The 6978-nt window shown below is 66.7% G+C and carries 7 protein-coding genes; 6 read left to right on the top strand and 1 reads right to left on the bottom strand.

Features of this window, described 5'->3' with window-relative positions:
• The 5 genes from AB3X43_RS13215 to AB3X43_RS13195 all read left to right on the top strand — a co-directional run.
• Positions 1 to 1152: polysaccharide deacetylase family protein (locus AB3X43_RS13215; RefSeq protein ID WP_473965122.1), on the top strand; the 1152-nt coding region annotated here is incomplete at its 5' end.
• Positions 1153 to 1192: 40 nt separating this feature from the next.
• Complete coding sequence (locus AB3X43_RS13210; RefSeq protein ID WP_369430318.1) at positions 1193 to 3400, top strand: polysaccharide deacetylase family protein; 2208 nt, start codon at positions 1193 to 1195, stop codon at positions 3398 to 3400.
• A 150-nt stretch (positions 3401 to 3550) separates the two neighbouring features.
• Positions 3551 to 3874 carry a YkvA family protein gene (locus AB3X43_RS13205; RefSeq protein WP_369430317.1) on the top strand — a complete coding sequence of 108 codons (324 nt, stop codon included), beginning with the start codon at positions 3551 to 3553 and terminating at the stop codon, positions 3872 to 3874.
• Between the two features lie 45 nt (positions 3875 to 3919).
• Positions 3920 to 4150: an RNA-binding S4 domain-containing protein gene (locus tag AB3X43_RS13200; RefSeq protein ID WP_369430316.1), complete on the top strand. Its 231-nt coding sequence runs from the start codon at positions 3920 to 3922 to the stop codon at positions 4148 to 4150.
• A gap of 240 nt (positions 4151 to 4390) precedes the next feature.
• Entirely contained in the window at positions 4391 to 5215 is an 825-nt protein-coding gene (locus tag AB3X43_RS13195) for a Tim44 domain-containing protein (protein WP_369430315.1), read from the top strand.
• 35 nt (positions 5216 to 5250) lie between these two features.
• On the opposite strand, the gene AB3X43_RS13190 is transcribed toward AB3X43_RS13195, so the two are convergent.
• Positions 5251 to 6372 carry a GGDEF domain-containing protein gene (locus AB3X43_RS13190; protein ID WP_369430314.1) on the bottom strand — a complete coding sequence of 374 codons (1122 nt, stop codon included), beginning with the start codon at positions 6370 to 6372 and terminating at the stop codon, positions 5251 to 5253.
• Positions 6373 to 6553: 181 nt separating this feature from the next.
• On the opposite strand from AB3X43_RS13190, the gene AB3X43_RS13185 reads away from it, so the two are divergent.
• A partial coding sequence (locus AB3X43_RS13185) for a pyridoxamine 5'-phosphate oxidase family protein (protein ID WP_369430313.1) occupies positions 6554 to 6978 on the top strand: 425 nt, incomplete at its 3' end.

The following is a 6978-nucleotide window of genomic DNA, read 5'->3' as shown; positions in this document are numbered from 1 at the left end:
GGCAGCGGCAACGTCCTGTTCGTGAACCTGCCGCTCGGCTACTTCAAGGCCATCGGCACCGACAGCGCGCCGCTGCACGGCTTCCTCAACCTGTTCGCGCACCAGCATGTGCAGATGCCGACCATGTCGGTGCAGCCCAAGGGCGTGGGCGGGCTGGTCTACAACTGGCACGTCGATGACGGCGACGACCTGACCGCCGACGCCAAGTTCCTGCTCGACACGACGACGGTGTTCAAGCGCGGCCCGTTCTCGATCCACTTCACGGCCGGCCCGGACACGGTGGCGCTCGGCGACGGACTGGGCATGCACCTCGACACCAGCACCGCCGCCCAGACGCAATTCAAACGCCTCAAGTCACTGGCCATCGGGCACGAGCTGGCCTCGCATGGCGGCTGGAACCACGACCTCTACGGCCTGGGCGCCAACGAGACCAACCAGACCACCTACCAGCCCTGGCTGGAGCTGAACTTCGCCGCGGTCGAGCGCCAGTACGGCAAGAAGACCACCGAGTACTCGGCACCGCAGGGCAACAACCCGACCTGGGCGGTCAAGTGGCTCGAAGCCCGCGGCGTGACCGGCATGTACTTCGTCGGCGACACCGGCGCGCCAGCCGTGCGCTCGTGGCGTTCGGGCAGCCGGCTGACGACCTCGCTGTGGAGCTTCCCGCTGTCGCCGTTCGAGAAGTACGGCACCTTCGAGGAATTCGAGGAGTTCGGCGTCCCGGACACGGCGTCGGGCCAGTGGCTGCTCGACCTGCAGAACTTCGTGGTCAACAAGCGCACCAACCGCCTGTTCTACAACCACCCGCCCGGTGCGCGTGGCCACCTGCCGGCCATCACGCCGCTGCTGACCGCCGCCGACACGCTGCAGGCCGCGGGCAAGTTCCGCTGGTACACGATGACGCAGCTGGCGCAGTTCAGCGAACGCCGGCTGGCCACCACCTGGAGCGCGGCCAGCAACCTCGGCATCGCAACGTTCACGGTCACCCACCCGACCTCGCTGGCGGACATGACCTGGCTGCTGCCCAAGGCGCGCTACGCCGCCCCGCGGGTCACCGCGGGCACGGGCACGGTCACCACGACCGATGCCACCGACTGGATCGTCACGGCCACCAGCGGCACGTCGCTCAAGTTCACCGCTGCAGAGCGTTGAGCACGGAAAGACACCACAACGACATGACTCAGGAGCCCACATGAACCGACATCCCTTGCAGCGACTCGCCAGCGCGTTGGTGCTGGCCGGTCTGACCGCCCTCGCTGCGGGTGCGCAGGCCGCGCCCATCAAGGACAGCCTCGTCCTGCTGGTGCCCGACAACGCCGACCTCGCGGGCTGGCCCGTCAAGGTCTGGACCGACACCGCGCAGGAAGAAGGCTACCGCCTGCAGACGATGACCGATGCGCAGTTCCTGGCACTGGGCGCCACGTCGGCGGCCAACATCGCCGGACTGGTCGTGCCCGACAGCGCCCACATCCAGGCCAGCGACGCGGTGGTGGCCGCCGTCAAGCAGTACGCCAACCTCGGCGGCAAGCTGATGCTGGTCTACGACGCGGGCGCCCTGACCGACACAGCCGTCTACGCGCCCGTCAAGTCGCGCTTCTCGGACCTGGTCGGCGTGGACTACGTGATGTACGAGTCGCTGCGCGACCGCGTGGTCGGCTTCGGGCCGGTGGTCGGCACGCGGGCGCGGCTGGACAGCCTGTCGCTGCCGCCGGGCAAGTACACGCCCTGGGGAGCCGTCACCAGCGTCGCCGGAACGGCCTCGGCCGCCACGTTCGTGCCTGCGTCGCCAGCCGATGCCGGCGGCTCGAAGCACATGCGCCCGGCCATCGAGGCGCGCGCACTGCGCGGTGTCGACGAGGGTTCGGTCAATGTGCGCCTGCTGCGCAGCCAGCCGCTGCGCAGCCTGCTGGGCCTGGGCAGCAACCCCCTGTCGGCGACGGGCACTGCGGTCACGATCACGTCCAAGGTACCGACCGCCTCGCCGGCCACGAACCAGCTGTTCAGCGATGTCGTCGCCAACTACACCACCCTGCTCAAGACGCTGCTGCAGGGTGGCTCCACCGTCAACATCAGCGGCACCGCCACGGCGACCGACACCCAGCTCAACGCCATCAGCGGCTACGGCTACGGCCCGATCGACTACTTCAGCTACGTCACGCAGGGCACCTTCCCCGGCAATGTCTACCTGTCGTCGCCCGACCACGGCCTGGTCGCTGGCGTGCGCCCGACGGGCAGCGGCAAGGTGATGTTCGTCAACCTGCCATTGGGCTATTTCAAGGCCATCGGCACCGACAGCGCGCCGCTGCATGGCTTCATGAACCTGTTCGCCACCGAACAGGTCGGCCTGCCGAAGATGTCGATGCAGCCGCGCGGCAAGGGCGGGCTGATCTACAACTGGCACGTCGATGACGGCGACGACCTGCTGACCGACATCAAGACACTGCTCGACACCACCTCGGTGCTCAGGCGCGGGCCATTCTCGATCCACTTCACGGCCGGCCACGACGTCGTCACCCTCGGCGACAGCAACGGCATGTTCCTCGACACCAATCCCAAGTCGCAGGACCTGGTGCGGCGCCTGGGCAACCTCGGCGCCTGGGCCGGCAAGCTGCCGGTGCAGCACGAACTCGGCTCCCACGGCGGCTGGAACCACGACCTCTACGGCCTCGGCGCCAACGAGACCAACCAGGCCACCTACCAGCCCTGGCTAGAGCTGAACTTCGCCGCCATCGAGCGCACCACGGGCAGGAAGATCCGCGAATACTCGGCCCCCGTCGGCAACAACCCGACCTGGGCGGTGAACTGGCTGGAGAACCGCGGCGTCAACAGCATGTACTTCGTCGGCGACACCGGCGCGCCAGGCGTGCGTTCGTGGCGTGCGGGCAACCGGCTGACCAGCGCGCTGTGGAGCTACCCGATCGTGCCGCTGGGCAAGTACGCCACCTTCGAGGAGTTCGAGCTGTTCGGCATCCCGGATGCAACCTCGGGCCAGTGGCTGATCGACCTGCAGGACTTCGTCGTCAACCACCGCACCAACCGGCTGTTCTACAACCACCCGCCGGGTGCCCGTGGTCACCTGCCGGCGCTGCAGCCGATGCTGGCCCGCGCGGATCTGCTGCAGCTCCTGGGCCAGTTCCAGTGGTACACGATGGGGCAGATGGCCGCGTTCTCGCAGCAGCGCCTGGCCACCACCTGGAGTGCGACCACCGCCAGCGGCCTGACCACCTTCACCGCAAGCCACCCGACGTCGCTCAAGGACCAGACCTGGGTGCTGCCACGCAGCAGGTTCGGCACGCCGTACGTCCAGTCGGGCAGCGCGTCGGTGACAGCCGACAACAACGAGTGGATCATCGCGGCCAACGGCGGCACGCAGCTGCGCTTCGTGGCCGCGCCGCGCTGACGGCAGTCGCAGCGGACCTGTCATCCCCTGTGGCCAGCCCTGCGTTAGGAGCTGGCCGCAGGGTGACCTGACCATGGACATCAGTTCAGGTCCCGGGCGGATTTCTGTCGCAGAATCAGGACGCTGGTCGTCCGTCCCGGAGGTGGAAACATGTGGAAACGTATCGCGGTGGTGTGGACCTTGGTCAAGGTCGATGCACAGGTGCTCTGGTACGCCCTGCAGCACCCGCAGTCACCACGCTGGCTCAAGGTCGGTGCCATTGGCATGGTGGCCTACCTGCTCTCGCCGATCGACCTGATCCCGGACGTGCTGCCGGTCATCGGTGTGGTCGATGATCTGGTGCTGATTCCGCTGGTCATGCACTGGCTGCTGGGGCGTCTGCCCGCCTCGATCCGGGACTATGCCGAACGCCGTGCTCGTGGTGAGTCGGTAGACCCACCGGGGCGGCCCACGACGGTACGCGTCGTCGATTGAGGCCTCGGCAGTCAGGTCCATCGCCGCTGGCGTACGATCGGACCCATGAACCTGATCGACTTCGAACTCCGCGGCGAGTTCATCCCTCTTGATGCCCTGCTCAAGGCCACCGCAGTCGCGCACAGCGGTGGCGCCGCCAAGACCCTGGTCGCCGATGGCCAGATCCAGGTCGACGGTCAACCCGAAACGCGCAAGACCTGCAAGATCCGCGCAGGTCAGGTGGTGACCGTCGAAATGGCGCACACACGCATCCGCGTCCACGCACCTGCACTCTGAGCCGTCGGACCCGATCCGGCTGCCGGAACTTTCCATCGGCCGGACAGTCTCATTGCGGTCAACGGGCGCTTCTGCCCAACCATCCCCACCCTAGAGGAAATGATGAACCGATTCTGGCGTACCGCGGTATGTGTGCTCGCACTGAGCACGGCCTTGGCTCCCGCATTGTCCGAAGCCAAGCGTCTGGGCGGCGGCGGGTCATCCGGCATGCAACGCAGCTTGCCTTCCCGGAGTGCTCCGATGCAGAACGTGCCTGCACAGGTCCCGCAGCAGACCACGCCCACCGCACCGATGGCCGGTGCCGCCGCGACAGGCGCAGCCGCCGCAGGCAAGCGTTCCTGGATGGGGCCGCTCGCTGGTCTGGCCGCCGGCCTCGGCATTGCCGCCCTGATGAGCCATTTCGGCATGGGTGAGGCCTTTGGCAACATGCTGATGATGGCGCTGCTGGTCATGGTCGCGTTCGCCGCGTTCGCGTGGTTCCGGCAGCGATCGGCCGGCGGTGGTCAGCGTCCGGCGATGGCCAGTGCCGGCGCAGGTTTCGGCATCTCGCCTGCGTCTCCTGCGCAGGTGGACAGTCCCTCGCAACGTTCGGCACACAGCGTGAGCTGGCCCGGTGCGGTCGGAGCTGGTGCCCCCGGCAGTGCTGCGGCGAGCTTCTCTCAGGCTGGTTCGGCACCCGCCATGGCAGGTCTTCCGGCAGATTTCGACCGCCCCGGCTTCGAGCGCATCGCCCGCATGATCTTCATCCGCATGCAGGCGGCCAATGACCGTGCGGACCTGAACGATCTGCGCGAATTCACGACGCCTGAAATGTTCGCCAGCATCCGTACGGACCTGCAGGACCGCGGCAGCCATCCGCAGGAAACCGATGTGGTCGAGGTGCGTGCCGAGATCATCGACTTCGACCGCGAAGCCCAGCGCGATGTGGTCAGCGTGCGCTACACCGGCCTGATCCGCGAGGAAACCGGAGCACAGGCAGCGCCGTTCAATGAAGTCTGGCACCTGGTCCAGCCGAGCGACCGCAGCCGCAACTGGGCCATCGCAGGCATCCAGCAAGCAGGCTGAAACGCTCGGCAGGGCACCGTATCGACGCCCCGGATTCAGGCGACCAGGATCCGGTTGCGCCCGAGGTGCTTGGCCCGGTACAGGAGATCGTCGGCACCACCGTAGAGCAGTTCCACAGTGGTGCTCAGATCCTCCAGCTGGGCCAGCCCCACAGCCACCACCCCGGCCGAGACCGTCACCCGCAGAGGCTGGTCGTTGCGTCCGATCACCGCCATTGCCTCGACGGTCTGGCGCAGGTCTTCGGCCAACTCGATCGCGCCCTCGCGGTCCGTCAGCGGCAGCCCGATGCAGAATTCTTCGCCACCCATCCGGCCGAACACGTCTGACGCACGCAGCCGCTGACGCACCGCTTCGGAAAAACGCTGCAGCACCAGGTCACCGACCAGATGCCCGTGCTCGTCGTTCACACGCTTGAAGTGGTCCAGATCGAGCAGCACCAGCGCCATCGGTGTGCGCTCGCGCCGACAGCGATCGAGCAAGTGTTCCAGCATCGTCCGCGCCGTCACACGGTTGTAGCAACCCGTCAGATCGTCATGTGCGGCAAGCAGTTCCATGCGCCGCTGCGTCCGCTCGAAGTTGGCCAGCAGAAAGCCGAAGCTGGTTCCGATCACGGCCAGAAACGCCATCAGGAGCGTCAACCCTTGCACCCACCCAGGCTGCATCAAGTCGGCGTAGCACTCTGGCACCCACAACGCATGTACACCGCGCACCACCAGGGCCGCCCAGCAGACCACCAATGTGATGGCCACAGTCCGCAACGAGGTTTCCGCGCGCCACCCCTCTCGCAGCAGAACGCGAAGAATCGACACCTGCAGCAGCGCGATCCAGAAACTGACCATGGCCGAGTAATAGGCGTACGGTACGGGATGCAACGCCATCCAGGTCAACAGGACCAGTCCACCAGCGAAGGTGACCCACCCGGCACGCGGCAGGTTCTTCCGGAGCACAAACCGGTACACCGCTTGCCCATAGAACGTCATCCCCATCGCCAGCAGGGTGTTGCTCAGCAGGATGGCAGGACCCAGCGGAATCCAGAGCCGCATCGGAACGAACAGGAACCCCAGCAGCAGCAGCAGGCTGCCACAGGCCCACGTGCGCAGCTCAGGCCGCTCGGACATGAGCGTGCGCCGTGCAAGCCACAAGTCCAGCACGAGCATGGCGTAGCCAGTCAGCAGAGCAATCAGAACGGTCGGTGAATGTATGGTCATACTGCATGCACTGGCCACGCCGCAGCTGTGCCGCGTTGCCCCCCGCTCCGCGATCCTCCTGCACGCCTTGTGTCCGTCGCGGAGTATCCACCAGCCTCAAATGAAAAATGCCATGCACCCTGCGCCATCCATGCCGATGTCACGCCTCGATGGCGCTTTGCTGACCTTGCTGCAAGGTCGGCGCACGGCTGCGCTGGGCACGCGGACGGACGACGGGGAAGTGGCCCTGTCGATGGTGCCCTACGCGATCGACAAGGCCAGCGGATCGTTCGTGGTTCTGGTCAGCGGACTGGCCGCACACACGCGGCAGCTGCAGACCCATCCGCGTGCAAGCCTGCTGGTCTGTGACAGCGAGGACCAGACGGACAACGTGCACGCCCTGGCCAGGGTCAGTTTCGATGTGGAGGCATCCTGGCCGACGGCCGACTCTGTGGAAGCACAAAGCGCATCGGACACCTACCTGGCCAGACACCCGGCTGCGGCACTGCTCACGCAGTTGCCCGACTTCCGCTGGGCACGCCTGCATCCACTGCAGGCCCGGCATGTGGCAGGCTT

Origin of the sequence: Sphaerotilus sp. (assembly GCF_041083715.1) — a bacterium.
Taxonomy (GTDB): Bacteria; Pseudomonadota; Gammaproteobacteria; order Burkholderiales; family Burkholderiaceae_C; genus Sphaerotilus.
The sequence above is the reverse complement of the archived record's forward strand: the minus strand, read 5'-3'. Positions and strand labels throughout refer to the sequence as shown.